Raw genomic sequence first — 26,317 nt, 5'->3', positions numbered from 1 at the left:
GGGCCGGCGCGTTCGCGTGAGGAGGCCGAGCCGGACACGATCAGGCTCGTGACCGCCTGCCCGACCGGCGACCGTGTACGCCCGTACCCCGGTCTGTCACCCTTGTGGTGGTCGCCGGCCCGGCCTCCCGTCCCGCGTCGGGCGGCCACCGCCGCCGGGTGGCCACAACCCAACAAAAGATACTATTTATCTAACTATATACCGTGCTCGGACGGGACGGGAACGGGCCGCCGCCATCACCGCGAAGCGCGGGCGCGCGTGCGCAGCTCGTTCTTCAGCACCTTGGCGCTCGCGTTGCGCGGCAGCTCCTCGACGACGAACACCCGCCGCGGCGCCTTGAAGCCGGCCATGCGCTCGGCCGCCCAGGCCCTGATCCGCTCCGCGTCCGCCTCCGCCCCCGGCCTGGGGACGACGAACGCGGCCGTCACCTCGCCCATCCGCTCGTCGGGGACGCCGACGACGGCGACGGAGGCCACGTCCGGATGGGCCGCGAGCATCCGCTCGACCTCGGCCGGATACACGTTGAAGCCTCCGACGATGACGACGTCCTTGAGGCGGTCCACGATGCGGATGTAGCCCCTGTCGTCCATGACCGCCACATCGCCGGTGCGCAGCCAACCGTCCGGCGTGATGGCCTCCGCCGTCCGCTCCGGCTCGTCCCAGTACCCGGAGGTCACGTTGTAGCCCCGGCACCACAGCTCGCCGGCCGTGCCCCGGGGGACGTCGCGGCCGTCACCGTCCACGATGCGCACCTCCACCTCCCACGCGGCCCTGCCGACGGTGGTGGTGACCTCCTCCACCGCGTCCTGCCCGTGGATCGTCGCGGTGACCAGCGAGGTCGCCTCCGTCAGGCCGTAGCCGCTGTGCACGATCTCCGGCTTGAGCACCTCGCGGATGTCGCGCACCAGCTCCGGCGGGACCTGGGCCGCCGACGCCATCGTCACCCGCAGGGACGACAGGTCCGCGTCCGGCAGCCGCGGCGAGGCGAGGATGTCCCGGAAGAGGGTGGGCGGGCCGCACAGGATCGAGATGCGCTCCCGTTCCATGAGTTCGAGCACCTCGTCCGCGGCGAAGACCGCCTGCGGAAGGACGGTCGCCCCGTGCACGAAGCAGGCCATCCACCCCGCCTTGTACCCGAAGGTGTGGAAGAACGGCGGAATGATCAGATAGCGGTCGCCGGGCCGGAAGCCCATCACCTTCGACAGCCAGCCGTGGGCGCGCAACGACTGCCCGTGCGTCAGCACGACGCCCTTCGGATGCCCGGTCGTCCCGGAGGTGAACATGATGTCGGACGGGTCGTCCGGGCCGACGGCGTCGACCGCGGCCTCCGCCCGCGCCCGGTCGACGGTTCGCCCGTTCTCGACGAACCGGTCCCAAGGGACGTCGCCGTCCGCCGCCTCGCCGGACATGACCACGACACGTCCGGGCGCGACCGCGGGAAGGTCCGGCGCCGCCCCGCGCACCATGCCGAGGTAGTCGTTGCCGAGGAAGTCGGTGACCGTGAACAGCGCCGTCGCGCCGCTCTTGCGCAGGATGTAGGCGGCCTCCTCGCCCTTGAAACGCGTGTTGAGCGGGACGAGGACTCCCCCGGCGCCCTGGATGCCGAGGGCGGCGAGAATCCATCGCGCCCGGTTCGGCGCCCAGACGCCGACCCGGTCGCCCGGCCGGATCCCCAGCGCCATGACCGCCCGCACCACGTCGATCATGGTCTCGGCCAGCTCCGCGAACGTCAGCCGGAGCTCTCCCTCGACGAGGGCCTCCCGGCCGCCGTGGCGTCCCGCCGAGACGCGAACCGCGTTGGGAATGCTGACCATGCGCTCGTCGTAACGGATCCGCAGGTCCCGCGGCACGTAGCTCCAGCGGTCCTCCCTGCTCGGGACGGCGTTGCCCGTCACAGTGCCTCCTCCCCCGCGTTCAGCAGCTCGCGGGCCACGATCGCCCGCTGGATCTCCGCCGACCCCTGCGTCACCTCGAAGAACTTGCTCTCCCGGAAAAGGCGCTCGACCTCCATCTCCCGCGTCCAGCCGTAGGCGCCGCAGACCTGGAGCGCCGAGCCGGCGGCCTCGCGCGCCGTGCGCCCGGCCACCAGCCGCGCGGCCGCCGCCTCGCGGGCCACCGGACGGCCCTGGTCGACCATGGCCGCGACCGACCGGACCAGGGCCCGGGCGGCCAGGACGTCCGCCTGCGTGTCGGCGAGATGCGCCTGGATCGACGCGAACTTCCGCCCGATGGGCTGGTCCCTGTGCGTGCGCCGCAGCGCGTAGCCGACGGCCTCGTCCAGGGCGCGCTGCGCGATCCCCACGCAGATGGCGGAGGCGCGCACCTTGCCCTGCGACTCCCCGGCGAGCATGGCCTCGAACCCGCGCGCCGGATCACCGACCACATGGTCGGCGGGTACCCGCACACCGTCCAGGTACACCGGCGCGGGCTCTCCCCCGCCGAGGCCGAGCACCTCCACCGGCGGACCCGTGGACCAGCCCGGCGTGGTGGTGTCGACGAGGAAGGCCCCGACCTTGTCGCCGGGCGTCCTGGCGAACACGAGGGCGAGCGAGCAGACCCCGGCGTAGGAGATGAACTGCTTGGCGCCGTCCAGGATCCAGTCGTCGCCGTCGCGCCGCGCCTCGGTCCGGAGCTGGCGGGGGTCGGAGCCCGTCTGCGGTTCGGTGAAGGCCCACGCCGCGACCACGTCGCCCGCCAGGAGCCCGGGGACCCATCGCCGTACCGCCGCCGGGCTGCCCAGCCGCAGGAGCGTGTCCGCGACCTGCACCGTGGTGCCCGGGTAGAGCGCCGCGATCGCCCCGGCGCGCGCGATCTCCTCGGTCGCGGCGACATAGGCGCTGAACGTGCCGCCCGCTCCGCCCACGTCCTCGGAGAAGGGCAGGGAGAACATCTCCATCTCGCGGAGGCGCTCCCAGAGCTCCCGCGAGAAGCGCTGTGTCCGGTCGACGTCCGCGATCAGCGGTGCGATCCGCCGCCGGGCCCAGCGGCGGACCTCCCCGCGCAGGGCGTCCAGGTCGTCCGCGCCGGCGACCGGTGTCGACGTTCCCGTCACCCTTCGCCCCCGGCGGGCCGTCCGGCCGAGGGGAAGGCGGTCGAATGGGCGGCCTCCTCCCATGCGTCCAGTTCGCGTTCCACGGAGGCGAGCTTGCCGCGCACCGACTTGACGGCGTCCCGCCCGAGCGGGAGCCGGACCGGGGGGTCATCGGCCGCGACGGCCTGGACGATCACCTGCGCGGCACGCCGGGGATCGCCCTGCTGCGCGCCGTCGAGCCGTTCCAGGCCGCCGGCGATGGCGGCGACGGCCTCGTACTCGGCGATGGCCCGTGCCGCCCGTTTGAGCCCGGCACCGGCCCACCTGGTCCGGAAGGCGCCGGGCTCGACGATGGTGACCCGAATTCCGAACGGTGCGAGCTCGTGGCGGAGGGCCTCGGAAAGGCCCTCCAAGGCGAACTTCGACGCGTTGTAGAGACCGAGGCCGGGTTGCCCGGTGAAACCCGCGATCGAGCTGACGTTCACGATGTGCCCGCGGCCGCGCTCGCGGAAGTGCGGGAGGACGGCGCGGATGAGCCGGAGGGGACCGGAGAAGTTGGTGTCCATCTGGTGCCGGGCCTCCTCGTCGCTCACCTCCTCGACGGCGCCGAGCAGGCCGTACCCGGCGTTGTTCACCAGCACGTCCAGGTGGCCGGCGAGCCGCACCGCCTCGCCGACGCGCTCGGCGAGGACGTCCGCGGGGTCGGTGGCGTCCAGCAGGACCGCGAACGAGCGTCCCGGAGCCGACTCCTCGAACGCGCTCGCCTGCTCCTTGTCCCGGAACGTGCCGACCACGGTGCCCCCGCCGTCGAGCACGGTCTCGGCGAGCGCGCGGCCGAGGCCGCCCGACACCCCGGTGATCATCCAGCGCCCGGCGGCGCCCTTCTCGGTCATTCGTCGTTCACCCATCGCATCAGCCGCTGGAGCGGGTAGAAGCCGTCGTGCGACAGCCCTGGGGGCATACCGCCCGCCATGCCGAGGCTCACGACGCGCTGGACGCCGGCCGACGCGAGCGCGTCGCGCAGCTCGGCCTTGCGGGTCGCCGGGTAGACGCCCACGGTCTGCGTGGCCACCCCCGCGTAGCGCACCGCCTCGGCGAGCGAAGGCACGGGTACGACGTTGACGACCTTGCCGTCCGGATGGAACTCGACGGGCTCGGGAGAGCGGATGACCAGTCCGCGGCCGTCGTAGCCGCCCCATACGCGGTAGTCGTCCTCCAAGCCGCGCAGCACCTCGATCTCCTCGCGGAGCTCGGCACCGACCTTGGGGCCGCCCGCGGAGGAGAACTCGCGCGCCACGCCCATCCGCTCGCGGAGGGCGGCGGCGAACCGGTCGGCGTTCTCCACCGGGCCCTCGACGAACTGGAAGCGGCTGGCGACGCACGCGGCCTGGTTGTAGAACGTGGCGTCGGTCGCGGCGGCCTCGGCCGCCTCCTCCAGGGCCTCGTCCGAGGCGAGGGCCTGCGCGCCGATCATCGAGATCGACGACTTCGGGTCGAAGGACACCAGCTCGAATCCGGGCCCGACGTACTTCAGGGCCCCGCGGATGGTGCTCTCCCCGCCCCACGCCACGAGCTTGTCGAAGAACTGCGCGCGGAACAGCACGCTCTCCACCGAGGTGTCGCCGCCGCGCCAGTACACGGCCGAGAACGAGCGCACCACGGGGTGGTCGGGCGCGACGGCGGCCATCGTGCGCAGCACGGCGGTGGCGGTGAACAGGTCGTTCGACGGGAGCTTGAGCAGGTTCACGCCCTTGGTGATCGACCCGCGGACGATGGACTGCGCCGCGACGCCCGGGGCGTTGCCCGCGAGGATGTGGACCAGGCGCGGCGGGAAGGCGCGGATCCCGGCCACCCGGCCGCCCGGCAGCACCACCTCGCGCCAGCCGTCGAGGATGTCGGCGCCGCCCAGCTCGTTGTCGATCTGCGCCCTGATCTGGGGTGCCTCGAAGCTGCGCCACAGCCGCGCGTAGGCCCGCTCGAGGACCTCCTCGGGGAGCGGGCTCACCGACGTCATATGCCGCAGCGCCTCGGCGAGCAGGCCGTCGGTGTCGTCCTTCAGATGCCGGCCCGTCTCGACCAGCAGGTCGACGACCTCGCTCGTGGGCACCTCGAAGGCGGGGCCCGGCTCCGACCTCGGCCAGACCAGCCGGTCCAGGTCGAGCACGGGAGTGCTGAACTCCTCACCGGGCCGGCCGTGCACGACCGCGGAGCCGCGGTCGGTGACGCCCTGGACGACGTGGACGACCGGTGTCGGCCCGGCGGTGCGTCCCGCCGTCGCCGCGGTGTCCGACAGATCGGGGCCGGACAGAGTCGCGCCGCTCATGCCTGGATCATTCCTCTCACGTACGAGTCGAGCGTGGCCGCACACGTGATCTTGTCGTCGCCGCCGAGGTCGCCGTAGCGGGTGACGTCGGGCAGCACGCCGGGGCCGGAGCGGCCGCACTCGCAGCCGCTGAAGTTCACCCGCACCCGGTCCCCGCTGATCAGTCCGCCCCAGCGGCCCTTCAGCGAGACGTCCAGGAAGGCGAAGCGCCCCTCGACGACTCCCTCGCGCTGGTTGAGCAGCGTTTCGCCGGGCTCGTCGAGGACCAGCGGAAGGACCCAGGGCGGGATGTGGTAATTGCCCTTCTCGCAGGCCATGCACGATCCCTGCAACTCCGTCATGCCGTAGCTGCGGACCCTGCGGACGTCTCCGTAGAACGCGGCGATCTGCTGCGGGAAGTCCTCGGGGAGGACGTTGTTCTTGTTGCCGCCGCCGGCGAGCACCAGCGAATCCGGATGGAACTCCCCCTCGGGCACACCGCGTTCCCGCATGCCCTGCATGAGGGCGTAGTGCTGGTTGTTCATCGCGGCGATGAACAACGGCTCGCGCCGGTGCTCCACGATGTCGTCGATCAGCGCGTCGAGCGTGGCCTGCATCTCGCCACCGCGCTCCTGCGAGACGTTTTCGAACTCCTTGACCTCCTGGGGCGTGGCGGTCCCATCGGTCATCTTCTTGCGCAGCAGGCCGGTGCGCATCAGTTCGGAGACCCTGAGCGGCTCGCCGGTCAGCAGCCTCAGCTCCCCTTGCTTGACGAACAGGTCGGCGTGCATCCGGAATCCGTCGATGGAGCGCATGGGGCCGCCGGCGGGAGTGAGGATGTAGCCGCGCCGGGTGCGCTCCGTCGGCAGCGGACGCGGCCAGCAGGTGAGGTTCCTCATGACGTCCCAGAGGAGGTCCCGGTCCGCCTCGACGGTGTTGAGGAACGAGACCTTCCCCGACGTCCCGCTGGTGATGTAGAGCCGGTGCCCCGCGGCGGCGAGCCGCCCGATCCAGTCGTCGATGTCGGTGACGCCGTCGACGTCGACCTCGCTCGGCTCCGCGACGGAGACCGTCGAGTACCAGCGGAGCAGCCGGTCCCAGTGTCCGGAGGTGATGTAGGAGAGGGGGTAGGACTTGTAGCTGGTGTGCGAGAACAACAGGGGGACGATGTCGGCCTCGGCGCCGATCTCCTTGACGCCCTCCTCGTCGGCGCGGCGGCGCAGCAGCGGGATCCGCTCGCGATGCTCGGCGAAGCATTCGCGGGCCGCTTCGAGTTGGAGCTCCCGCAGCGGCCCGGAGGGCTGGTCGAAGGTCTTCCCGGAACCGGCGAGATCGCGGATCTCTTCTCGGGCGCTGGGCACGGCTCCTCCTCGCTCGGGCCACCGAGGACCGGTGGCCCGGAGAACTAAATCAGCTGTTAAAACTGAAAGATTTAGCTGATTAGCAAGCTAGACCGGGCCGCTTCTGGTGTCAATGGCCCGGACCCGGGAAGCCGGTTCCGGGCGCTCGGCGCGCCGGTACCCGGCTACCGGGCATCGGAGAAGCGAAGGGAGTGCTCGACGAGGGTCACCAGCACCCCCTTGACCGCCTCGCGCCGGCGCACGTCGCAGAGCATCACCGGAACGTCGGGGTCGACGTCCATGGCCTTGCGGATCTCGCCCGTCGTGTAGCGGCGCGCGTGCTCGAAGCAGTTGGCCGCGATCACGAAGGGAATTCCGCGCCGCTCGAAGTAGTCGACCGAGGCGAAGCTGGTGGCGAGCCGCCGGGTGTCGGCGAGCACGATCGCGCCGACCGCGCCGTAGGAGATCTGGTCCCACATGAACCAGAAGCGCTCCTGGCCGGGAGTGCCGAACAGGTAGAGCCGGACGCCGCCCGACATCGTGATGCGGCCGAAGTCCATGGCCACGGTGGTCGTCGACTTGCTCTCTACCCCGCTCAGGTCGTCGACGCCGGTGCTCGCATCGGTCAGGGTCTCCTCGGTCCGCAGCGGGCGCACCTCGCTCACGGCGCCGACGAGCGTCGTCTTGCCGACCCCGAATCCACCCGCCACGAGGATCTTCAACGTGTGCAGGGGCAGGTCTTCGGTCCGCGTGCCGGTACCGGGCAGGTGGGGATCCGCATCAGAGGCGGCGAAGTTCATCGAGCACTCTCATTAGGAGTCGGGGGTCGGGACGTTCGGACGTTGTCGGGGGGAGCAACTCCTGGATCAGGCGGTGCTGCCGCAGGTCGTCGAGCAGGATCTGCACGACGCGCAGCGGAAGTCCGGTCTCGGAGGCGAGGTCGGCCGGGGTCGACGGCCTCCTGCAGAGCTCGAGCAGCCGCCGCTGAGGACTGGAGAGGGCCGGGGGATCGTCCGGCGCGTTCCCCGTGGCGGCCAAGAGCGTGACCAGGTCCAGCGGGGCACCGCGCGGGCGCGTCCGCCCGCGCGTCACCGCGTAGGGGCGGATGATCGGCCCCGCCTCCCTGCCGACCATGCGTTCTCTGGGCTCGTCCACCACGAGGCTCACCCGACTCCGGCCGACCCCGGCGACGTCGGGGTCCCGGCCTCGGCGGAGCCGCGAGGGGCCGCGCCGATCTGAAGTCTCAGCCGTTTGATCAGCATCGTGGTCTCGTAGGCGACGAGGCCCGCGTTGCCTCCGCTCTCGCTCAGGACGGCGAGGCAGCTGCCGTGCCCCGCCGGCATCACGAAGAACAGCAGGCCGTCGAGCTCGACGACGGTCTGCCGGACCCGGTCGGCGCCGAAATGCTCACGGGCGCCGTTCGCCAGGCTGAAGAAGCCCGCCGCCATCGCCGCGAGGAACTCGGCGTCCTCCCGCGTGAGGCTCTCCGAGGCGCCCATGACGAGGCCGTCGCGGGAGAGCAGGACGGCCTGCCGCACCTCGGCGACCCGCCGCACCAGGTCCTCAAGCAGCCAGTCGAGCTGCCCGGTTGCGTGAGCTTGCGACTTCATTCGTCTTCCTGCCCGTCGTTGCGGTCATTGATCTCGTCGTCCTCCCTGCCCCGCAGCCAACCCTCCTGCAGCGAGGACATGAGCCCACGGCTCAGATCGGGGTCCGGTTCGTCGAAGTCGTCCGGCTCGGCGCCGCCCTTCGCGTGGGCCCCGCGGCTCGGCTGCCTGAGCTGGGGCGCCAGATGGCGCTGCCGTACGCGTTGCGGTAGGACTCCGGTGATCTCACTGGACAGCGGATCCTGGTCGTCCGCGCCGGCCGCGGCCGGCGGAGCATCCGGGAACGGCGCGGGCGCGGGCGCCGGCGGTACGGGATCCGGGGCCGACGCCTGGCTCGCGGGCCGGATCGGCCGGCCGAGTCGCTGCGGCGCCGCGTTCCCGTTCGTCTTCGGCGCCGCGCTCCCGTTCGTCTTCGCGGTGGCCGCCAAGGCCCGCGGCCGGTGTCCGCCGCCGGTCCCCGGCCCCTGCCCGGTGAGGGCGCGCTCGTCGTCACCCGAGGCCAGCAGGCCGGCGGGAATGAGCACGATCGCGCTCGTACCGCCGTACGGCGACTGGTGGAGGGAGACCTTGATCGCGTGTTGGGCGGCCAGCCGGGCGACGACGAAGAGGCCGAGGCGGTCGGTGTCGGCCAGGTCGAAGTCCAGGCTCTGGGCCAGCCGTTCGTTGAGCGCGGCGCGCTGCAGCGGATGGATGCCGACCCCCCGGTCCACCACTTCGACGGCGAGTCCGGCGGCGACGGACTCGACCTTCACGGTCACCTCGGTGGCGGGCGGCGAGAAGGTGGTCGCGTTCTCGATCAGCTCGGCGAGCAGGTGGATGATGTCGGCGACCACGTCTCCGCTGATCGCGGCCGGCGGAGAGCCGACCACCTCCACCCGCGTGTAATCCTCCACCTCGGAGATCGCCGAACGCACCACGTCCTCCGCCAGGACCGGGTGGTCCCAGGCCCGGACCGTCGGTGAGCCCGAGAGGATGACGAGGCCCTCGGCATGGCGCCGCATCCGTGTCGTGAGGTGGTCGAGACGGAACAGGTCCTCCAGCTCCTCGGGACTGGACGCCTTGCCCTCCATGGCGTCCAGCAGCCTGAGCTGGCGGTGGAGCAGCGACTGGCTCCGCCACGACAGGTTGACGAACACCTGGCTGATGCTGCTCCTGAGCTCCGCCTCCCCCACCGCCGTCGTGATCGCCGTCCGCTGGACCGCGACGAACGCGTCGGCGAGGTCCACGATCTCGCTGGTTCTGGCGGCGGGAGGCGCGGGCACCTCCTCCTCCACGTCCACCGGTTCACCGCGCCTGAGCCTCCCGACGACCTGCGGCAACCGCTCATGGGCCATGTGCCGGGCGACCTGCTGAAGCCTTCTGAGCTCGGCTGCCAGGCCCCGGGCCAGCACGATCGACAGGACCACCGAGACCACCACGACCAGCAGGCCGAGACCGCAGACGATCAGGAGCCGGGTGGTGATCCGCTGGGCGACCGGATGCACCTGCTCACGGTCGACGACGGCGGCGGCCTTCTGGCTGATGCGCAGCCACAGATCCGCCAGGGTCGCGGTGGTCCGCGGCCATGCGGAGGCGTTCGAAGCGGACCGCCTCCGCACGACGTCGTTCTCGAGCTTGAGAACCGCGTTGTACTCGGGAGAGCGTTCCAGCGTGCCGAGGATCTCGTTCGCGTGCCCCGACGAGCCGGCGCGGCTGAGGGCGAAGGACTGGGCGCGGTTCCCCGACCAGGTGACGAAGGCGGTGTACTCGCTCCCGCTCAGCCTGCCGGTGGTCGCGACCGAGGCCATCAGCGCGTCCTCCCGGAGGATGAACTCCTCGGCCCAGTAGGCGTCGATCAGGGCGCGGCTCTGCTGGTAGACGGAGATGTCATCGACGTTGACCATCATGCCGAGCAGCGGAATGGCGGTCTCGGTGACCTGGTCGTACCCGGTGATGATCTGGAGCGGTGTCGCCGAGCCGACCCGGGAACGCAGGGCGGCGAGCCCGGAGAACGCCTTGTCGATCGAGCGGAGCCGCTGCTTCGTCACGCCGTCGAGGGCTCCCTGAGCGTCCGACGAGAAGGCGGACTTGCGGAAAGCGGCCAGGGCGGCGTCGGTCTTGCGCGTCTGCTCCTGGAAGCCCTGCACCGCCGCGCCCGTCGGATGTCCCGCCACGGAGGCCGCGGCGGTCCGCTCGCCCTGGACGGCGGCGGTCACGACGCTCACCGGCAACCCGATGCGCTTGTACATCGTGGAGTAGTGGTACCGCTGGAGCGCGGCGGACGCCGTCGTGACCGCGGCGAACCCCCAGAGCGACAACAGGGCGATGAGCGGCATCGCCAGCAGCAACGCGATCCTTCGCCGGACCGGCTGCGCCTGCGGCCGGTGATGGGACCCCTGGCCTTGATCTCTCTTCGCCATGCACTCACCCTCGACGGACTGCCGTGACATAGATCATAGATCTTACTTATTTTATCTAGTTAGATCTAGCTATGCAGCTAAGGTTCCGCGCTGCGGCGACCACCTCAGACCCGGCACCGTACGCCACCGCCGCGCCATGAGAGCTGTGACCAGCAGCAATCAGAAAATGTCAGGAGCTCTGTCGACACCGTTAGTTGAGCTGAATAAGCTTAAATGTCTATCTATTGGAGAGTCATGGACTGTGTGCTCTGTGAGGTGTCGGACGGCGTCGCCGACGTCCGGCTGAACCGGCCGGACCAGCTCAACGCCCTCAACGACGCGATGTTCGCTCAGCTCATCGCCGTCGGGGAGCGCCTGCTGGACGAGCCCGGCCTCCGCGCGGTCGTGCTGTCGGGTGCGGGCCGCGCGTTCTGCGCGGGACTCGACTTCACCGCCTTCCGGGCCCAGGCCGACGCCGAGCCCTGGCGGCCGGAGGCGGTGGCGCAGGCCGACGGTCAGGAAACCCCGGCCGCTCCCCGCGACGACTTCGGCGTCCCGGGCCTCGTCCTGCCGCGAGGGCAGAAGGCGGTCTGGGTGTGGCAGGCCCTGGAGGTACCGGTCATCGCCGCCGTCCACGGGTTCGCGCTGGGAGGCGGGCTCCAGATCGCGCTCGGCGCCGACATCCGCCTGGTCTCCGCCGACGCGCGCCTGGGCGTCCTGGAGATGGACTGGGGGCTGACGCCGGACATGTGCGGGACGCAGATCCTGCCCCGTCTCGTCGGGCTGGACGTCGCCAAGGAGCTGGCCCTCACGGCCCGGAAGGTCACCGGCGAGGAGGCCGTGCGCATCGGGCTGGCCACGCGCGTCTGCCCGGATCCGCGGGCCGAGGCGCTCGCGATGGCGAACACCATCGCCCGGCGCAATTCCGACGCGGTCCGTGCGGCGAAGAGCCTGCTCAACCGCGCATGGGACGCGGAGGCCATGAAGGCGGGCTTCCGGGCCGAGCGGGACTTCATGGAGCGGAACGTGGGCAGCCCGCTCCAGCGCGAAGCGGTCCGCACCCGTCTGGAAAGCATGAAGCGACCGTGACGATCACTCAGCACGGACAGGAAACCGACCGGCAGTTGGACAGGAGCACGAGCCGATGACTTCCGAAACCACCGGTCCGCGGCACTTCGCGGAACTCGGAACCCCCGCCGGCGGCTTCGCCGGACGGGCCCTGGCGTCCGGCCGGACGATCGACCCCGGCCAATGGACGTCCGACGGCGCGATCCTGGGCCTGGTCCGCGAGGCCGGATACCTCTGGGGAACGGTGCGCGACGTCGAGACGGGCGACATCGTCTCGCTCATGCGCCGGGTACCGCCGCCGGACTCCTCCGCCGCCGAGGGCGCGGATACGAAGAAGGCGCTCTCCGGCAAGCTGATCATCATGTCCACCCATGACGGAGCCGGCGCCCTGCGCATCCGGCGCGAACCCAAGGACGCGGTGGACAGCCGGCGGGTCCTCCGCGACTGCGTGCCCGGCGGGGTGCGTTTCCGGTCGGCGGGCGGCGCTCCCGGCCGGAGCTTCGACCTGAGCCTCTCCCCCGAGAGGCTGGCCTATGCCGAAGAGGGCACCGTCGCCCTCCACGGCGCGCTGGCCTGCCCCGCTCTCCAGTGGTTCCTGCCCGGGGCGGACGCGGCCCTCCTCTATCTCACCCAGACCTGGGAGGTCAGCGGCACCGTCCTCGGCCGCGACGTGCGCGGCTTCCTGTTCTGGGAGGAGGCCTACATGTATCCCAGAGCACGGCTGTACGTCTCCAAGGACCCTCTCCACGACGTCCGCTACACGACGTGGTACTCGTGGGCCAACCGGTACGCCGACGGTACGACGGAGGTCGGCCACTTCCTCTTCGGGCAGGACGACTTCCATGTAGGCGTCGTCGCCTGCAGCGACGGCCGCGTACAGGTCGCGAAGCGGATGGACGCGACCGTCAGCAGGAACTCCGAGGGCTACTGGCACGACGGTCTGGACTACACCCTCGACGGCGAGGCGTGGATCTGCGAACCCGATCCACGCGGCCGTATGGAGCTCGGCCCGATCCCCAACCCGCAGCAGGAGGGCCGCATCCGCCGCCGCGACGAGAAGCGCGACATCGACGCCTGGATGGCATGGGGCGAGACCGTCCCCGGGAACGGCGACTCCCGTAGGAGCGACCGATGACCTCGGGCGTTCCGCCGAGGACGCGGGGACGCTGACGACCACGGCGCCCCGGGGCCGGCCGGTCCCGGGGCGCCGTGGTGTCGCCGGTGTCGCCGGAGTCGCTCAGCCCAGCAGGTCGAGGACCGTGGTCATCGACTTGTTGTTGAGCAGGTACTTCCCCGCCTCCTGGAGGTGGAAGCGCCACAGTTCCTCGGCGTCCTCCGGCTGCCGCGCCGAGACGAGCTCCACCAGCCGCACGTGCGCGCGGAAGCCCTTCCGGTTGGCGACGAGGTTCTCCGGGCTCCCGGCGTCGAGATCCACGTGCGACCAGTTCGCCTGATCGATGATGTGCCGCACCATCCCGTTGAGCACCCGCATGGTCTCGTTGCCGGAGAGATCGACCACCAGGGCGTGGAACTGCATGTGGGCGCGGATGAAGGCCGGCGGGTCGTCGATGAGGCGCTCCGCATCGCGGACGGCCTCGTTCAGCCGGGCGATGTCGTCGTCGGTCGCGCACCGGGCGAGGAGCCCGGCGCACGGGGCCTCGATCAGGTGGCGCGCTTCGTACAGGTCCTGGAGCGTCGTACCGCGGTGCTCCAGGACCAGGCCCGCGTACCGGGCCGCCACCTCTCCGCGCGGCACCTGGACCCGGGCGCCCCCTCGGGCGCCGCGCCGGATGCTGATCAGCGCCTCGGACTCCAGCACCCGGAAGGCCTCGCGCAGTGTCGGCCGGGAGACCGAGAACTCCTCCATCAGGGTGGTCTCGGCGGGGAGCGCCTCGCCCCCCGCCAGCTCACCACGGACGATCTTGCGACGGAGCTGGGCCGCCACGAGTTCGGCCATCTTGGGCACGCGGACACGCTGGCCGAGTCGCGCGGAGCCCGCCGGCCCCGTCCCGGATCCGGCCGCGATCGTCTGCTCCCCGTCGGGCTTCGCGGGGGACGCCCCAGCTTCGGCTGCCATGAGCCGATGATATCAGAAGAATTAAATAGGTTATCTTTTTAGGAGGTCACCATCGCGCGGGGCGCGCCGCCGGCGACCGCTCAGAAGTACTGGCGGCTCAGCGTCTCCGCCACGCAGGCGGGCTTCTCGGAGCCTTCCAGTTCGATGGTGGTCCGGAACCGCAGCTGGGCGCCCGTGTCCAGGTCGGCGACCTCGAGCAGCTCGGTGGTCCCGCGCAGGCGCGAGCCGACGCGGACGGGGCTGACGAACCGCACCTTGTTCAGGCCGTAGTTGACCGACATGCGCGCACCCTCGATGCGGTAGTTCTGCGACGCGAAGTACGGTAGCAGGGAGAGCGTGAGGTAGCCGTGGGCGATCGTGCCGCCGAACGGGCCGGAGGCGGCGCGCTCCGGATCGACATGGATCCACTGGTGATCGCCGGTCGCGTCGGCGAACCCGTCGATCCGCTTCTGGTCGATCGCCAGCCAGTCGCTGGTGCCGAGGACGTCGCCCTCGGCGGCGCGAAGGTCCTCGATGCTCCTGAATACGCGCATGATCACTCCGTTCGGTCGGTGGTGCATGTCGGGGTGGGACTTCGGTCGTCGGCGGTCAGCGGAGAACGGGCCCCCAGTCGGACCGGGCGCGCAGTAGGGCCTTGTCGACCTTGCCCGCGGCATTGCGCGGAAGGGGCTCTCGCTGCAGCACGACGTACTGCGGGATTTTGAAGTCGGCCAGCCGCTCCCCGGCCGGCCCGATGATCTCGCCGGGCCGCACCGCCTCGCCGGGACGGAGCACGACGACCGCGCCGACCTTCTGCCCCATCATCGCGTCCGGCACGCCGACGACCGCGACCTCCTCCACCGCGGGTGGGCGGCGAGCACCCTTTCGACCTCGACGCTGTAGACGTTCTCGCCGCCGCGGTTTGATGAGGTCGGTGCGGCGGTCGAGAATCCTCACCCGGCCGCGGGCGTCGACGCCTACCAGGTCTCCGGTGTGCAGCCAGCCGTCACGGAGGGTCCGGGCCGTCGCGTCGGGCCGGCCCGACGGCGCGCGACTCCTCCCAGAGGCCCGCGTAGTCCAGCCGCCGCCCCGTCCCGAGATCCACAATGGCTTCGGCGTGCGGTGTGCGGTCGACCGTCGCCGCGAGCATTGCGGCGAGGTGCGGGGCGAGGCCGGCGAACCGCGCCCCGTCCGGTGTCCAGGTGATGCCCTCGTCTCCGTCACCTCTTGGTGCCTTGATCGGGACGATCGCGGCTCCTCTCGAAAACACCTGCCGATGGGCCGCCTCGTCGGATGCGCTGTGCTCGCTCATCGGTGGTCGACCTCCGTACGGGACGAGTGCGCTGGCCATGGCGCCCCTGCCCGTAGACCTGACGCGAATAAACAGTTCAATATTACATCTATACTAGCGGTTCTCGACCAAGAGTCCGGTCAGCCCGAACAGGTCTGGCGCGGACGGACGGGAGGACCATGCTGCTCGAAGGCAGAGTCGCGTTCATCACCGGAGCGGCCCGGGGACAGGGGCGCAGTCATGCCGTCCGCCTGGCTCGCGAGGGCGCGGCGGTCATCGCGGTGGACGTATGCGCGCCCACATCGCAGGACAACGGCTATCCCGCGTCCTCAGCGGCGGACCTGGAGGAGACGGCCCGGCTCGTAAAGGCGGAGGGACGGCCGGTGGTCGTCCGCCAGGCCGACGTGCGGGACTCCGCGGCGCTCGACGCGGTCCTCAGGGAGGGCGTCGAACAACTGGGAGGCCGTCTCGACGTCGTCGTCGCCAACGCGGGCATCTGCAACTGGGGACGGTTCTGGGAGATGGGAGAGGAGCAGTGGCAGACGCTCATCGACATCAACCTGACCGGGGTGTGGCGGACGCTCAGAGCCGCGGTGCCCTTCATGATCCAGGCGGGTAACGGAGGGTCGATCATCACGGTGAGCTCGGTCGCGGGGATCAAGTCCCTTCCCGGGCAGGGCCACTACAGCGCCGCCAAGCACGGCGTCGTCGGGCTGACGAAGGCCGCGGCCATCGAGCTGGGCGAGTACGGGATCCGCGTCAACTCCGTGCACCCGTGGGGGGTGCGGACCCCCATGGGCGAGGACGCGAACGTCGAGAAGGTCCTCGGCGACCACCCGTCGTACACGGCGTCGTTCGCCGCCGCCCTCCCCGCGATCCCCCTCGCCGAGCCGGACGACATCTCCGACGGTGTGCTGTGGCTCGCGTCCGACCTGTCCCGGACCGTCACCGGCACGCAGCTCACCCTGGACATGGGCGCCACGAAGATCTGACGCCGGGGCGGAGCCGCCCCCTGTCCGGGGCGGGGCGGCTCCGCGTCCGGCGGGGGCTCAGGCGGGCGGCCGGTACTCGTTCAGCAGGCCGCGGCTGATGATCATCTTCTGGATCTCGCTGGTGCCCTCGCCGATGAGCAGGAAGGGCGCCTCGCGCATCAGCCTCTCGATCTCGTACTCCTTGGAGTAGCCGTAGCCGCCGTGGATGCGGAACGCCTCCTGGGTGACCTCGGCGCAGTACTCGCTGGCGAGCAGCTTGGCCATGCCCGCCTCGACGTCGTTGCGCTCGCCGGAGTCCTTCAGCCGTGCGGCGTTGACCATCATCAGGTGGGCCGCCTCGACCTTGGTGGCCATCTCCGCCAGCTTGAAGGCGATGGCCTGGTGTTCGGCGAGCGGCTTGCCGAACGTTCTGCGCTGCTGGGCGTAGGCGGCGGCGAGCTCGAAGGAGCGGATGGCGATGCCGCAGGCGCGGGCGGCGACGTTGACGCGGCCGACCTCGACGCCGTCCATCATGAACGCGAAGCCCCGGCCGGGCGCGTCGCCGAGGACCTGGCCGGCGTCGACGCGGAACCCGTCGAAGATCGCCTCGGTGGTGTCGACGCCCTTGTAGCCCATCTTGTCGATCTTGCCGGGGATGGTCAGGCCCGGGAGCACCTCGCCGAACCCCTCCGGCTTCTCGACCAGGAACGCGGTCAGGTTCTGGTGCGCCTTGGCGGCGCCCTCGTCGGTGCGGGCCAGCAGGGCGATCAGGTTGGAGCTGCCGCCGTTGGTCAGCCACATCTTCGCGCCGTCGACCACGTAGGCGTCGCCGTCCCGGCGCGCGCGGGTCTTGATCGCCGCGACGTCGGAGCCGAGGTCGGGCTCGGACATCGAGAACGAGCCGCGGACCTCGCCGGTGGCCATCCGCGGCAGGTACGTGCGCTTCTGCTCGGGCGTGCCGTGCTGCCTGATCATGTGCGCGACGATGAAGTGGGTGTTGATCACTCCGGAGACGCTCATCCAGCCGCGGGCGATCTGCTCGACCACCAGCGCGTAGGTCAGCAGCGACTCGCCCAGCCCGCCGTACTCCTCCGGGATGGTCAGGCCGAACAGGCCCATCTCCTTCATGCCGGCGACGATGTCGGCCGGGTACTCGTCGGCGTGCTCGAGCGCCTGCGCGTTCGGAATGATCTCCTTGTCCACGAAGTCGCGGACCGCCGCCAGGATGTCCTGCTGGACCTCGGTGAGCCCGGCGGTCTGGGCGAGGCGGGTCATTCGGCGACCCGCTCGAAGATCGCGGCGAGGCCCTGGCCGCCGCCGATGCACATCGTCTCCAGACCGTAGCGGGACTGCCGGCGGTGCATCTCCCGGGAGAGCGTCGCGAGGATCCGCGTGCCGGTCGCGCCGACGGGGTGGCCGAGGGAGATCCCCGAGCCGTGCACGTTGAGGCGTTCGAAGTCGGCCGAACCGAAGTGCCATTCCCGGGTGCAGGCAAGCACCTGGGCGGCGAAGGCCTCGTTGAGCTCGATCAGGTCGATGTCGGAGATCTTGAGCCCGGCGCGGTCCAGCGCGGCCTGCGAGGCGGGCACTGGGCCGATGCCCATCGTCGCGGGCGGCACGCCGGCGACCGCCCACGACACCAGCCGCACCAGGGGCCGCAGCCCCAGGGCCTCCGCCCGCTCGCGGTGGGTGACGACGCACATCGCCGCCGCGTCGTTCTGCCCGCTGGCGTTGCCCGCGGTGACCGTGGCCTCGGGATCCTGCTTGCGCAGCACCGGCCTCAGCCCGCCCAGCGTGTCAAGAGAGGCGTCGGCGCGAGGGTGCTCGTCGGTGTCGACGACCGTCTCCCCCTTGCGGGTCCGGACCGTGACCGGGACGATCTCCTCGGCGAACACGCCGGATCGCTGTGCGGCGACCGCCCGCTTGTGCGAGGTCAGGGCGAGCTCGTCCTGCTCGACGCGGGAGATGCCGTACTCGCGGCGCAGGTTCTCGGCCGTCTCCAGCATGCCGCCGGGCACCGGGTAGTCCCGTCCGCCCGCGGTGACGCGTCCGCGAGCGAGGCCGTCGTGCAGGGTCACGCCTGCGCCCTTGACGCCCCAGCGCATCTCGGCCGAGTAGAACGGCACGTTGCTCATGCTCTCCGCGCCGCCCGCGACCACGAGCTCGTTGACGCCGGTGCTCACCTGCATGCCGGCCTGGATCACCGACTGCAGCCCGGAGCCGCAGCGGCGGTCGACCTGCATGCCGGGCACGCTCACCGGCAGACCCGCGTTCAGCGCCACGACCCGGCCGATCGCGGGGGCCTCGCTGCTGGGGTAGCAGTTCCCGACGATGACGTCCTCGACGGCGTCCGGGGAGAGCCCCGTCCGCTCCAGCAGGCCGCGCAGGGCGATCTCACCCAGTTCGGCGGCACCGAGCGACTTCAGAGCGCCACCGTAGCGGCCGATCGGGGTGCGGACCGGTTCACAGATCACGACCTCACGCATGACGTGCCGCCTTCCGTTGCTCGTGCCTTCCGATGCCCGCGCTCACATGAACCGCCCCCCGGTCACTTCGAGCACCGTCCCGGTCATGTAGGACGACAGGTCGCTCGCCAGGAACAACACGACGTTCGCGACCTCGGCGACCTCCCCCGCGCGGCCCATCGGGATCTCGCTCATCTTCTGGTCCCACGCCTTGGCGGGCATCGCCTCGGTCATCGCCGAGCGGATCAGTCCCGGCTGGACGGCGTTGACGCGGACGCCGTGGTGGGCCATCTCCTTGGCCGCCGCCTTCGTCAACCCGACGATCCCGGCCTTGGCGGCCGAGTAATTGGTCTGGCCCACCATCCCGACCTTGCCGGACAGCGACGAGATGTTGACGATCGCCCCCGACTTGCGCTCGCGCATGATCGCCGCGGCCTTGCGGGTCCCGTTCCACGTGCCCTTGAGATGCACGTTGATCACCTGGTCGAACGCGTCCTCCGACATCGTGCGCATCGTGGCGTCCCGGGTGATGCCGGCGTTGTTGACCATCACGTCCAGCGAGCCGAACGCCTCGACCGCGCGGGCCAGCAGCGCGTCCACGTCGTCCGCGACGGTCACGTCGCAGCGGACCGCCTCTGCCACGCCGTCACCGCCGAGCCGCTTCACGGCGTCCCGTGTCGCCTCGAGGTCCAGGTCGCCCAGCACTACCCGGGCGCCCTGAGCGACGAAGCACTCGGCGATCGCGAACCCGATCCCCTGCGCCCCGCCGGTGACCACGGCGGTACGCCCTTCCAACAAGGTCATCGTCGTTCTCCTCATCGTCTCCATCGGACGTCCGGTCCCCTGCGGGGTTCCGGCGTCAGGACCGCGCCTTGCGCTGCGCCCGGACCAGCGACCCGCCGATGATCAGGCGCTGGATCTCGCTGGTGCCCTCGTACAGCCGCAGCAGGCGGACGTCGCGGTAGATCCGCTCGACCGGCACCTCGCGCATGTAACCGGTGCCACCGTGCACCTGCACCGCCAGGTCGGCGACACGGCCGGCCATCTCGGTGCAGTACAGCTTGGCCGCCGACGGCGCCACGCGCCGGTCCGCCCCCGAGTCGTAGGCCGCGGCGGCGTCCCGGACCAGAGCACGGCCCGCCGCGACGCCGGTGTACTGGTCGGCGAGCATCGCCTGCACCAGCTGGTGGTCGCCGATGGGGACGCCGCCCTGGGTGTTGGCCTCGGCGTAGGCGACCGACTCGTCAAGCGCGCGCTGCGCGCAGCCGACGGCGAGCGCGGCGATGTGGACGCGCCCGCGGGCCAGCGACGTCATCGCCGCCCGGTAGCCGACCTCCTCGGAACCGCCCACCAGCGCCGAGCCGGGGACGCGCACCGAGTCGAACGTGACGTCGGAGGTCCAGGCGCCCTCCTGCCCCATCTTCGCGTCCTTCGGGCCTACACCGACCCCGGGCGCGTCGGCCGGCACCAGGAACACCGCGATGCCGGGCCCGTCCGGCCCCGGCTCGCGGGTGCGCGCGAACACGACGAACAGGCCGGCGAGCGGCGCGTTGGTGATGAAGCGCTTCTGCCCGTCGATGACCCAGTCGTCGCCGTCGCGGCGGGCGCGGGTGCGCAGCCCGGCGGGGTTCGACCCGGCGCCCGGCTCGGTGAGCGCGAACGAGGCGACGACCTCACCGGACGCGATGCGCTCCAGCCACTGCTTCTTCTGCTCATCGGTGCCGAAGCCCACCAGCACCTGACCCGCGATCCCGTTGTTGGTGCCGAACATCGACCGCAGCGCCAGGGTGGTGTACCCGAACTCCATCGCCAGCTCGACGTCCTGGCTCAGGTTCAGCCCGAGCCCGCCCCACTCCTGCGGGATGGCGTAACCGAAAAGGCCCATGCCCGCTGCGGCGGCGCGCAGATCGTCGGGGATCCGGTCGGTGGCCATGATCTCGTTCTCCCGCGGCACCACGTCGTCCCGGACGAACCGCCGCACCTGGGCCAGGATCTCCGCGAAGTCCTCGTCGCCGACCTTCTCACTCATGACCATCGATTGTCCGCCCCCCTCTGATGCATGTCCAATACCAATAGTCACTTGATTGTTTCATCTGGAGATACAATAGGACAGGTGGACTTCACTCAGCTCCAGGTGTTCCAGGCGGTCGCCGAGGAACTGCACTTCGGCCGCGCCGCCGAGCGCCTCCACCTCGCCCAGCCCTACCTCAGCCGCACGATCCGCGCTCTGGAAGCGGACCTGGGCACCCCCCTGTTCGAGCGCACGACGCGGCGGGTCGCGCTCACCCCCGCCGGGCAGGCCCTGGTGGAGCCGGCGGCCGCGCTTCTGCGCATGGAGGAGCAGGCCCGCGCGGACGTCGAGGCGGCGCACCGCGGCGCCGCCGGCCGCGTGCGGTTCAGCTTCGCCGGACCCGCTTCCCAGGCCATGGTCGGCAAGCTCGCACGCGCGGTGCGCGAGCGCCACGAACGCATCGACCTCGCCTTCCGCCCCGGCCGCTACGGGCCGACCGTGGTGCGCGAACTGGTCGAGCACACCACCGACCTGGCCATCGCCCGCTTCGAGCACGCGCCTCCGGGAGTCGACAGCCGGGTCGTGGCCCGCGAACGCGGCGTCCTCGCCGTCCCATCGAGCCACCCCGTCGCGCGGGCGGGGTCGGTGTCGTTCGCCGACCTGCGCGGCGAACCGTTCATCACGCTGCCCGAAGCCGTCGGCTCCGCCGTGCGCGCGATGTTCGTCAACGGCTGCCGCGCCGCGGGCTTCACCCCGGACATCGTGCAGAGCGCGCCCGACTCGTGGACGTGCGTCGCCCTCGTCGCGGCCGGCGTCGGGCTGCACTTCACCACCGACTCGGCGCTCGCGCAGATGACGCTGGAAGGAGTGGAGATCGTCCCGCTCGCCGAGGAGATCCCGCCCGTCTACGGCTACCTCCTGTGGCGCACCCGCGACCGCGACCCGGCGCTGACCAACGTGCTCGAGATCTCCGAAGAGGTGTTCCCCACCGTGGCGTGAACCGAGCGGGAGGCGGGCCCGAAGCCCCGGCACGCCGGGTCGGTCCCGCCCCGGCTCACGCGATCACGAGGAGGCTGTCGACGGCGACGAGGCCGCCCCCGCCGACCACCATCACCGGATTGAGGTCCAGTTCGGCGACCTCCTCGATCCGCAGGACCGCGGCGACCCCCTCGACGATCGCGGCGAAGGCGGCCGGATCCACCGGGGCACCGGCGTTGCTCTCGGCGGCCCGGTGCAGGTCCGCGACGCCTCGCGGGGTCAACGGGACCGGCGAGGCGGCGCGCTCGCCGTCCCCCTCCACGGCGCCTCCGCCGGGACCCACCACGATCATGGGGCCGAACACCGGATCCCTGACCGCTCCCACGCTGAACTCCGCCACCCCCTGCTCCTGGTGCTGCACGACGAAGGCGGGAGCGCTCGGCGGGTCGTCGAGCGTCCGGCAGACGCGCGCCATCTCCTCGGCGGCGGCGCGGAGTTCCTCTGCGGTCGCGAGGCCGAGCTTGACCAGTCCGAGTTTCGCCCGGTGCGGCAGGCCGGGGTCGTCGACCTTGAGCACCCATGGTCCCGGCAGTGCCTCCTCGGACACCGCGGCGCCCAGCGCGTCCGGCGACTCGGCCCACGCCATGCGGGGAGAGGGAATGCCCAAGCCCGCCAGCAGGGGGCTGACGATCCGTTCGGTGAGCACGGTGACGTCGCGGCGCCGCGCCTCGGACACCGCGTCGAGGAGGGGAGCGGTGGGCCCCTCGGGCAGTGGGGACGAGCCGATCGCGGCCCGCCGCCGCGGCAGGGTCCGGAACATCCGGGCGAAGCGGGGCACCCCGTCGAAGAGCCGTCCGGTCGGGCCCGCGGTCTCCAGGCCGGTGACGGCTCCGCCGCTCCACACGAACCACGCCGGTTTGCGGAGCGTGCCGAGATGCTCCAGCACCTTGCCGAACGTTTCGAGGTACTGCTCGCCGTGGGCGAATCCAAAGATGATCGCGTCGACCTCCGGAGCCGCGTCGAGGACGTCCAGCAGTGCGCTGATCGATCCCGCCTCGACCGGGAACGTTCCAGACAGATCCACCGGGTTCGCGGTCGAGGCCAGCCCGGCGTACACCTCCCGGAGCAGCCCCTGCGTGCCCTCGCCCAGCGCCGGTACGACACCGCCGGCGCCCGCGACTTGGTCCGCGATGAGGGCCCCGATACCGCCGGAGACGGTCACCACTCCGAGCCGCGTGCGCTCGGGGAGGACGGCGGGGGCGAACGCGGCGTAGGCCGCCTCGACGAGCTCCTCCTCGTCCCGGACGACGGTGATGCCCTCCGCGCCGCTCAGGCCTTCGAAGAGAAGGAAGTCGCCGGCGACGGCGGCCGTGTGGGAGAGGGCCGCCCGCTGCGACGACTCGGAGATCCCGGTCTTGAGGACGACGACGGCCTTGCCGAGCGCCGCGGCGATCCGTCCCAGCCGCCGGTAGCCCTCGACATCGTGCAGGGACTCCACGTACAGGACGAGGGTCCGCACCTCGGGCCGGCGCAGAAGGTAGGCGCCCAGTTCGCCCAGCCCCAGAACCGCCTCGTTCCCGGTGCTCACGTAGAAGGACCACCCCACGCCCCGGGCATCGAGTTCGCCCGCGAGCACATGGCCGACCGCTCCGCTCTGGCTGAGGACGGCCACCGGTCCGGCCACGGGCCGAGTCCGGGCGGACAGGTGCGAGTTGACCGAGAGCCGCAGGCTCGCCGGTCCGCTCACGATGCCGAGGCAGTTGGGCCCCATCACCGGCATGTCGCCCGCGGCCTCCACCACCCGCCGCTGGAGGTCACGGCCGGCGGCCCCGACCTCGGCGAAGCCGGCCGAGATGATCAGCACGGCGCGCACACCCGCCTCGCGGGCCTCGGCGACGGCGTCCGGCACCTGCTCCGCCGGAATCGCGATGACGAGCAGGTCCAGAGGACGCTCGTCCAGGCGGTCGACCGACGCGAGGCCCTCGGGCCGGATGCGGGGACGGACCGCGACGATCTCCCCCTCGAACCCTCCGCGGGCCACCGTGTCGAGCAGCCGGTTGCCCCACCGGGCGGGATTGGACGAGTATCCGAGCAGGCCGATGCGGCGGGGGAAGAAGAACGGGTCCAGATCCGCGGTCACGTGCCTCACACCCTCTCCAGGAAGGTCCGGACGCGCTCGCTCCGCGGCCGGTCGAGGACCTCCGCGGGGACGCCCTCCTCGACGACCACGCCGCCGTCCATGAAGACGATCCGGTCGGCGACGTCCCGCGCGAAGCGCAGTTCGTGGGTGACGATGATCATCGTGATGCCCTCGCTCGCCAGCTCGCGCATCACCGACAGGACCTCGCCGACCAGTTCCGGGTCGAGGGCCGACGTGGGTTCGTCGAAGAGCAGGACGCCCGGGTCCGGCATGAGGGCCCTGGCGATCGCGACCCGCTGCTGCTGCCCGCCGGACAGGCGCCCCGGGTAGCTGTCGTGCTTGTCCGCCAGTCCCACCCGGGCGAGCAGCGCCGTCGCGCGTTCACGCGCCTGGGCGGGCGTCAGGTCCTTGTGGATGACGGGTGCGAGGCACAGGTTCTGCATGACGGTCATGTGGGGGAAGAGCTCGAACTTCTGGAAGACCATGCCGATCTTCTTGCGCTGGACGCGGACATCGCGCTCGGGCATCGCGTGCAGCCTCCCGCCGCGCGCCCGCCGCCCGACGAGTTCGCCATCGAGGAGCACGTGCCCGCGGTCGGGCAGCAGGAGCGCGTTGACGAGGCGCAGCAGGGTGCTCTTGCCCGCGCCCGACGGCCCGATCACGCAGACGACCTCGCCGTCCGCGACGGACAGATCGACGCCCTTCAGCACCTGTTCCGTCCCGTAGCTCAGTTCGACGCCCCAGAGATCGACGCGGCTCATGCCCGGGCTCCCGCCTTCCGTGACGTGCCGCGTCCGAGGTGACCGAGCGGCCACCGGGGTCCGCGGACCGGTTCCCGGCGGTTCTGCCGGTCGTAGCGCCTTTCGAGGTATCGCTGCCCGACGGCCGCGACGCTGGTGACGAGGAGGAACCAGAGCGTCGCCACGAGCAGCAGTTCGATCGTGTGCATGTTGACGGACGCGATGTTCTGGGCCTCGGTGAGCAGGTCCCCGCCCGAGATCACCACGACGAGGGAGGTCGACTTCAGCAGCAGCACGAAGGCGCTGCCGGCGGGCGGGATCATCACCCGCAGGGCCTGCGGGAGGATGAGCCTGCGCTGCGTCACCCACCAGCTCAGGCCGAGGGCCGCCGCGGCCTCGCGCTGCCCCTCGGGGACGGATGTGACGCCCGACCGGACGATCTCGGCGATGTAGGCCGCTTCGTGCAGGGCCAAGGCCGTCACACCCGCGACGAACGGCGTCATGACCTGGTTGGTCTCCGTGTGCCAGGGCCCGACGCCCAGCTTCGGCAGGAGCAGGGCGAGGTTGCCCCAGAGCAGGATCTGCACGACGAGCGGTGTGCTGCGGAAGACCCAGACGTAGAGCCATGCCGCGGTCCGGAAGACCCGGACGGCGCTCAGCCGGCCGAAACCCACGATCACGCCGATCACCAGCCCGGCGATCTCGGCGCAGACCGCGAACATCAGGGTGTTGCGGAGCCCCTTCAGGATGTTGGCGTTGAACAGGTTGTGGCGGACCACCGCCATGTCCAGGTTCGGGTTGTCCAGGAACAGCCAGAGCAGCCACGCGACGAACGCCACGAGGACGACCCATCCGATCGCCTGTCCGATCGGGAAGCCGCGCGCCAGGTCGTCGGGCAGTTCCGGACGCGACGCGGGCTCCGCGGCCGCAGGGCGCTCCACGACCGCATCACCGCCCTCGGCGGCGGACGGCGGTGTCACTTCTCCTCCACGTTGAGCTGCGCCTTCGACGCGTACAGCACCTGCGGCATCTTCCAGCGGGCCATGATCTTCTGGTACGAGCCGTTCTTGAGGGAGGCGTCGAACGCGGCGGCGAAGGCCTTGGCGAGATCCGGCCGGCGCTTGGCGATCGCGAAGCCGGAGTCGTAGACGTCGAAGCGCCCCGCGAAAGCGACCGCGAACACGCCCTTGGTCCGCTCCGTGACCTCGTTCGCGGGCGCCAGGGAGTCCAGGAAGCCGTCGACCCGCCCGGACCGCACCGCGGTGTAGGCGTCCGCCGCGCCGGCGTAGGCGGCCGAGCGCGCGGCGGGCCGGCCGGCGCTACGGCACGCCGCATCGATCTTCGCGAGCGCGGGCGCCTCGATCGACGACCCGCGGATGACCGCGAAGGTCTTGCCGCACGCTCCCGTCAGATCGCCGTAGGTTCCCTTGTTCTTGGCGAGCACGCTCAGGCCCACGGTGTTCTTGTAGATCGACAGGATGTTCGCCGCCTGCAGGTTCGCGGCCGTGGACGAGAACTGCGACCCGCTCAGGTCGGCCTTGCCGCTGTTCAAAGCCGGAACGATGCCCGCGTAGGGGATCTGGCTCCACGAGACCTTCAGCCCCAGCAGGGCCGCGGCGTTGTCCACGAGCTGGACCAGGACGCCGCTCGGCGTCTTCCCGTCGTCCGCGAAGGTGTACAGGGGCGGAGTGGTGAACGAGCTTGCGCCCTTGACGACCCCCGCGGACCGGATGTCATGGGGCACCAGCTTCACCAGGGCCGGATCGGCCGACGGCAGCGTGGTGCTCTTCCCGGCCTTGTCGGAGGTCCCGCCTCCGCATGCGGTGAGCAGCGCCATGCTGGTTCCCAGTGCCAATGTGAGCAGGCGAGTCTTCACAGCGGCTCCTCTCTTGTGATCTACGTCTCGTGAAGCTAAGCCCCCAGATTCAGTCATGTCAAT

Annotated in this window: 25 protein-coding genes; 4 read left to right on the top strand and 21 right to left on the bottom strand. The window is 71.2% G+C overall.

Annotation, left to right across the window (positions count from 1 at the left end; genetic code table 11):
- Nucleotides 1-236: 236 nt before the first annotated feature.
- From F8568_RS31870 to F8568_RS31830, 9 genes are all read right to left on the bottom strand, one after another.
- Nucleotides 237-1,895, bottom strand: coding sequence for an AMP-binding protein (locus F8568_RS31870; protein WP_202125599.1), 1,659 nt, complete (start codon nt 1,893-1,895; stop codon nt 237-239).
- Nucleotides 1,892-3,052, bottom strand: a complete 1,161-nt coding sequence (locus F8568_RS31865; RefSeq protein ID WP_160573834.1) for an acyl-CoA dehydrogenase family protein — start codon at nt 3,050-3,052, stop codon at nt 1,892-1,894. Before F8568_RS31865 ends, F8568_RS31870 begins: the two co-directional genes overlap by 4 nt.
- Nucleotides 3,049-3,924, bottom strand: a complete 876-nt coding sequence (locus F8568_RS31860; protein WP_151597395.1) for an oxidoreductase — start codon at nt 3,922-3,924, stop codon at nt 3,049-3,051. Before F8568_RS31860 ends, F8568_RS31865 begins: the two co-directional genes overlap by 4 nt.
- Nucleotides 3,921-5,354, bottom strand: a complete 1,434-nt coding sequence (locus F8568_RS31855; protein WP_151597394.1) for an acyl-CoA reductase — start codon at nt 5,352-5,354, stop codon at nt 3,921-3,923. The genes F8568_RS31860 and F8568_RS31855 overlap by 4 nt, the downstream gene beginning before the upstream one ends.
- Nucleotides 5,351-6,694 (bottom strand): hypothetical protein, encoded by a 1,344-nt coding sequence (locus F8568_RS31850; protein WP_151597393.1) that lies wholly within the window; start codon nt 6,692-6,694, stop codon nt 5,351-5,353. The genes F8568_RS31855 and F8568_RS31850 overlap by 4 nt, the downstream gene beginning before the upstream one ends.
- Nucleotides 6,695-6,858: 164 nt before the next feature.
- Nucleotides 6,859-7,473, bottom strand: a complete 615-nt coding sequence (locus tag F8568_RS31845) for a GTP-binding protein (RefSeq protein WP_151597392.1) — start codon at nt 7,471-7,473, stop codon at nt 6,859-6,861.
- Entirely contained in the window at nt 7,454-7,840 is a 387-nt protein-coding gene (locus F8568_RS31840; RefSeq protein WP_328601115.1) for a DUF742 domain-containing protein, read from the bottom strand. The genes F8568_RS31845 and F8568_RS31840 overlap by 20 nt, the downstream gene beginning before the upstream one ends.
- Entirely contained in the window at nt 7,837-8,283 is a 447-nt protein-coding gene (locus F8568_RS31835; RefSeq protein ID WP_151597391.1) for a roadblock/LC7 domain-containing protein, read from the bottom strand. Before F8568_RS31835 ends, F8568_RS31840 begins: the two co-directional genes overlap by 4 nt.
- The gene (locus F8568_RS31830) at nt 8,280-10,679 is read right to left on the bottom strand and encodes a sensor histidine kinase (RefSeq protein WP_160573833.1); all 2,400 of its coding nucleotides are present in this window, start codon (nt 10,677-10,679) and stop codon (nt 8,280-8,282) included. The genes F8568_RS31835 and F8568_RS31830 overlap by 4 nt, the downstream gene beginning before the upstream one ends.
- Before the next feature lie 234 nt (nt 10,680-10,913).
- Here F8568_RS31830 and F8568_RS31825 point away from each other — a divergent pair, with 234 nt between their 5' ends.
- Both F8568_RS31825 and F8568_RS31820 read left to right on the top strand, forming a co-directional pair.
- Nucleotides 10,914-11,747, top strand: coding sequence for a crotonase/enoyl-CoA hydratase family protein (locus F8568_RS31825; protein ID WP_151597389.1), 834 nt, complete (start codon nt 10,914-10,916; stop codon nt 11,745-11,747).
- A gap of 55 nt (nt 11,748-11,802) precedes the next feature.
- The gene (locus tag F8568_RS31820; protein WP_151597388.1) at nt 11,803-12,861 is read left to right on the top strand and encodes a hypothetical protein; all 1,059 of its coding nucleotides are present in this window, start codon (nt 11,803-11,805) and stop codon (nt 12,859-12,861) included.
- Nucleotides 12,862-12,963: 102 nt separating this feature from the next.
- Here the strand turns inward: F8568_RS31820 and F8568_RS31815 are convergent, their stop codons facing one another.
- From F8568_RS31815 to F8568_RS47115, 4 genes are all read right to left on the bottom strand, one after another.
- Nucleotides 12,964-13,803: a FadR/GntR family transcriptional regulator gene (locus F8568_RS31815; RefSeq protein WP_202125598.1), complete on the bottom strand. Its 840-nt coding sequence runs from the start codon at nt 13,801-13,803 to the stop codon at nt 12,964-12,966.
- An 80-nt stretch (nt 13,804-13,883) separates the two neighbouring features.
- Entirely contained in the window at nt 13,884-14,336 is a 453-nt protein-coding gene (locus F8568_RS31810) for a MaoC family dehydratase (protein ID WP_151597387.1), read from the bottom strand.
- A gap of 55 nt (nt 14,337-14,391) precedes the next feature.
- Nucleotides 14,392-14,643, bottom strand: a complete 252-nt coding sequence (locus tag F8568_RS50705; protein ID WP_328601114.1) for an AMP-binding enzyme — start codon at nt 14,641-14,643, stop codon at nt 14,392-14,394.
- Between the two features lie 145 nt (nt 14,644-14,788).
- A complete protein-coding gene (locus F8568_RS47115; protein WP_202125603.1) occupies nt 14,789-15,094 on the bottom strand; it encodes a hypothetical protein in 306 nt (101 codons plus the stop codon).
- 158 nt (nt 15,095-15,252) lie between these two features.
- Between F8568_RS47115 and F8568_RS31800 the strand changes: the two genes are divergently transcribed.
- Complete coding sequence (locus tag F8568_RS31800; RefSeq protein ID WP_151597386.1) at nt 15,253-16,065, top strand: mycofactocin-coupled SDR family oxidoreductase; 813 nt, start codon at nt 15,253-15,255, stop codon at nt 16,063-16,065.
- 57 nt (nt 16,066-16,122) lie between these two features.
- Here the strand turns inward: F8568_RS31800 and F8568_RS31795 are convergent, their stop codons facing one another.
- Genes F8568_RS31795 through F8568_RS31780 form a run of 4 tightly spaced genes read right to left on the bottom strand, consistent with a single transcriptional unit; the run spans nt 16,123 to nt 20,538 of the window.
- Nucleotides 16,123-17,319, bottom strand: a complete 1,197-nt coding sequence (locus F8568_RS31795) for an acyl-CoA dehydrogenase family protein (RefSeq protein WP_151597385.1) — start codon at nt 17,317-17,319, stop codon at nt 16,123-16,125.
- Nucleotides 17,316-18,530, bottom strand: a complete 1,215-nt coding sequence (locus F8568_RS31790) for an acetyl-CoA C-acetyltransferase (RefSeq protein WP_151597384.1) — start codon at nt 18,528-18,530, stop codon at nt 17,316-17,318. The genes F8568_RS31795 and F8568_RS31790 overlap by 4 nt, the downstream gene beginning before the upstream one ends.
- Before the next feature lie 42 nt (nt 18,531-18,572).
- Entirely contained in the window at nt 18,573-19,313 is a 741-nt protein-coding gene (gene fabG / locus F8568_RS31785) for a 3-oxoacyl-ACP reductase FabG (protein ID WP_151597383.1), read from the bottom strand.
- Nucleotides 19,314-19,368: 55 nt separating this feature from the next.
- Entirely contained in the window at nt 19,369-20,538 is a 1,170-nt protein-coding gene (locus F8568_RS31780; protein ID WP_151597382.1) for an acyl-CoA dehydrogenase family protein, read from the bottom strand.
- A gap of 84 nt (nt 20,539-20,622) precedes the next feature.
- Here F8568_RS31780 and F8568_RS31775 point away from each other — a divergent pair, with 84 nt between their 5' ends.
- Nucleotides 20,623-21,519, top strand: a complete 897-nt coding sequence (locus F8568_RS31775) for a LysR substrate-binding domain-containing protein (RefSeq protein WP_151597381.1) — start codon at nt 20,623-20,625, stop codon at nt 21,517-21,519.
- Between the two features lie 55 nt (nt 21,520-21,574).
- On the opposite strand, the gene F8568_RS31770 is transcribed toward F8568_RS31775, so the two are convergent.
- From F8568_RS31770 to F8568_RS31755, 4 genes are read right to left on the bottom strand one after another with little or no spacing between them, the layout of a single operon-like run.
- Entirely contained in the window at nt 21,575-23,638 is a 2,064-nt protein-coding gene (locus F8568_RS31770) for an acetate--CoA ligase family protein (protein ID WP_160573832.1), read from the bottom strand.
- 5 nt (nt 23,639-23,643) lie between these two features.
- A complete protein-coding gene (locus tag F8568_RS31765) occupies nt 23,644-24,399 on the bottom strand; it encodes an amino acid ABC transporter ATP-binding protein (protein ID WP_151597379.1) in 756 nt (251 codons plus the stop codon).
- Complete coding sequence (locus F8568_RS31760; protein ID WP_151597378.1) at nt 24,396-25,358, bottom strand: amino acid ABC transporter permease; 963 nt, start codon at nt 25,356-25,358, stop codon at nt 24,396-24,398. Before F8568_RS31760 ends, F8568_RS31765 begins: the two co-directional genes overlap by 4 nt.
- Nucleotides 25,355-26,254: a transporter substrate-binding domain-containing protein gene (locus F8568_RS31755; RefSeq protein ID WP_160573831.1), complete on the bottom strand. Its 900-nt coding sequence runs from the start codon at nt 26,252-26,254 to the stop codon at nt 25,355-25,357. Before F8568_RS31755 ends, F8568_RS31760 begins: the two co-directional genes overlap by 4 nt.
- Nucleotides 26,255-26,317: the final 63 nt, after the last annotated feature.

Source organism: Actinomadura physcomitrii, assembly GCF_008923205.2.
GTDB classification, from domain to species: Bacteria; Actinomycetota; Actinomycetes; order Streptosporangiales; family Streptosporangiaceae; genus Spirillospora; species Spirillospora physcomitrii.
Note: the sequence above shows the minus strand (reverse complement) of the source record. Positions and strands in the feature narration are given on the sequence as shown.